This window comes from Snodgrassella sp. B3088 (assembly GCF_026535815.1).
GTDB classification, from domain to species: domain Bacteria; phylum Pseudomonadota; class Gammaproteobacteria; order Burkholderiales; family Neisseriaceae; genus Snodgrassella; species Snodgrassella alvi_E.
On record NZ_JAFNPG010000026.1, the window covers coordinates 1 to 3,161 of the forward strand.

A 3,161-nucleotide genomic window follows, 5' to 3' on the forward strand; every position below is an offset into this window, starting at 1 on the left:
GTAGAGCGTATTCGCCGCATCCAGAACGAATTTCCAGCCAGAGCCGGAGATATCCTGAATCTGCGGCAGCTAGAGCAGGGACTAGAAAACCTGCGTCGCGTTCCCACCGCCGAAGCTGATATCCAGATAGTACCGGCTGAAGCACCGAACGAAAGCGACATCGTCATCAGCTGGTCACAACGAACCATTCCCTTTCGTATAAGTTTTAACGCAGACGATTCCGGCAGCCATTCCACAGGGCGTTATCAGGGAGGCGTCACATTATCAGCAGACAATCCCTTAGGATTAAGTGATTTATTTTATATCAACTACAACCATGATTTAGGCAGCAAAGACAGTCAAATGGACAGCGATGGCAACCGCACCGGCAGCGGTACCCGTGGCTATGCACTGCATTACTCAATACCATTTGGCAACTGGCTGATAGCGTATAACCGCAACCATTACCGTTATCATCAGGCCGTAGCCGGATACAACGAAAACTACGACTACAACGGCAAAAGCGACAACAGCGACATCGGACTCACGCGGCTGCTGTATCGTGACAGCCACCGCAAAACCGACATCACCGCCAAATTATGGCGTCGGCAATCCCATAATTACGTAAACGATGCCGAAATCGAAGTACAGCAACGGCATACTGCTGGCTGGGCAGTCAACCTAAATCATCAAGAATACATAGGTAATGGCACCGTCAACATCGGATTAGGTTATCGCCGTGGTACCGGAGCCGATCACAGCCTGCGAGCACCCGAAGAAGAATTTGGCGAAGGCACATCGCGCATGAAAATCATCACAGCCGACATCGGCTACACGCAGCCATTCACCCTAGGCAGACAACGCCTCAGCTTCGACAGTACCCTTCACAGCCAGTGGAACAAAACCCCCTTAATTACCCAAGACCAGCTTTCCATCGGCGGCCGTTATACCGTGCGCGGATTTGACGGCGAAGTCACCCTCATGGGAGAACGAGGCTGGTACTGGAACAACAACCTCAGCTGGCAATATCTAGGTACCCATCAGGTATATCTGGGGCTAGATGTCGGCCACGTTGCCGGCCCCGCCACCGAAATGCAGCTGGGTAAAACACTAGCTGGTGCCGTTATCGGCTTCAAAGGCCAGATGAAAGCCGGTGGCCAGTGGTATTACGACATCTTTGCCGGCAAACCAATATATAAACCCCAGTACTTCCGTACCGCCAATACCACCGTTGGCTTCAGCCTCAACTATTCCATATAACACAATCAAACCACACATATCAGAATGCCGTTAGCCTAGGCTGTACGGCGAATAACAGGAAAAATCATGAATAAAAACAGATACAAAGTCATATTCAACAAAAAAAGAGGAATCCTGGTTGCCGTAGCCGAAAACACCATCCGTGAAGGCAAAAGCACCGCAGACCGTAATCAAAGCGGCGGCACCATCTTCAGCAGCCTACTGGCTAGACTACCCGTATTAACCAGCTCCATCCTACTCGGATTAGGTTTATGCGTACTCATTAATCACTCTGCCATAGCAGCAGACATCCATGCCGACCCGTCAGCCCCCAAAAACCAGCAACCCACCATCCTCCAAACCGCCAACGGCATCCCACAAATCAACATCCAGACCCCGAGCAAAGGCGGCGTATCCATCAACCAGTACCGGCAATTAGACGTCAACAAACAAGGGGCCATCCTCAACAACAGCCGTAAAAGCACCCAGACCAAACAGGCTGGCTGGGTACAAGGCAACCCATGGCTGGCCAAAGGCGAAGCCGGCATCATCGTCAACCAAATCAACAGCAGCAATCCCAGCCGGCTCAACGGCTACATCGAAGTAGCCGGCCGACGAGCCGAAGTCATCATGGCCAATCCGTCTGGCATCAGCGTCAATGGCGGCGGCTTTATCAATGCTGCCGGCGTCACCCTAACCACCGGCAGACCCGTACTCAATAACGGCAGCCTGGACGGCTTTCAGGTACGGGGAGGCGACATCAGCATCAACGGACAGGGGCTGGACACAAGCGGCAGCGATTACACCAACATCCTGTCCAAAGCAGCGCAAATCAATGCCGGCATCTGGGCAAATAAACTCAACATCAGTACCGGCAGTAATGACATCAATGCCCAAGGGCAGATCACCGCCAACGTAAACAACGATATATCGGACAAACAAAGCATAGCCATAGACAGCAGCAGCCTAGGTGGCATGTATGCCGGCAAAATCGTACTGATCAGCAACGACAAAGGCGTCGGCATCAACAATGCCGGCCAAATCTTTGCCGGAGCCGGAGGCGTCAGCATCAGTGCCGATGGCAAACTGAGCAACAGCGGCAGCATCGTTGCCGCAGATAAAAACAGTAGCGCCGCAGAAGAGGCCACAGCAGCCATACATGCAGACAACATCCGCAACAGCGGCACCCTGTCCAGCCAAGGCAAAATGCAATTACAAAGCCAGCAGCTAGACAACAGCGGTTTAATCACCAGTGCCGACGAATTAAACATCCGCAACCGGCAGCTACTGAGCAATCAGGGCGAAATCAACGGCGGACGTCTGGATATCAGCAGTGGCAGCATCCACAACCAGCAGGGCAAAATCATCCAGAGCGGCCAGCAAAGCCTGAAACTGGATCTGGATAAACTGAATAACAGCAGCAACAGCCTGATCGGGTATGCACCATCAGAACCCCCAACCAGCAACAGCAGCGAATCAGCCACAACAGAACAGCCAGCCAGGCCGCAGAAACCGGCAGAAAACCAGGATACTCCCGTACCGACCAGTGCCACAGGCGCAGGTCAGACCGAAGCAGCGGCAAGCACCCCCAAACAATTTGCCAGCGGCCAAATCATCAGCGAACAAGAAATTCTCAACGACAACGGCCAAATAATTGCTAATGGTGGCATCGACCTAAACGCACATAACGGCCTGACCAACCGTGGCACCCTCAACCTAAACAAATTACAAGTAAGCGGCGAACTGTTCGACAACCAGCAAGGAAAACTCAACACCGGCGAAGCCCGCATCAGCACAGGCCGGCTGGATAACCGCAGTGGTGAAATCAGCAGCAGCGGACCATTCCAGTACACAGGCAAAGAACTGGACAACCGCAAAGGCCGGATCCAGTCGACGGAACAAATAGCCATAGAGGCAGAGAACACCGACAACAGTGATAGCGG

Annotated in this window: 2 protein-coding genes; both read left to right on the forward strand. The window is 52.8% G+C overall.

What is annotated here, in order from left to right:
* On the forward strand, positions 1–1,239 hold a 1,239-nt coding region (locus tag J3U75_RS09105; RefSeq protein WP_267391642.1), incomplete at its 5' end, for a ShlB/FhaC/HecB family hemolysin secretion/activation protein.
* Between the two features lie 66 nt (positions 1,240–1,305).
* Positions 1,306–3,161, forward strand: a 1,856-nt coding sequence (locus tag J3U75_RS09110) for a filamentous hemagglutinin N-terminal domain-containing protein (RefSeq protein ID WP_267391643.1), incomplete at its 3' end; no start/stop codon positions are given.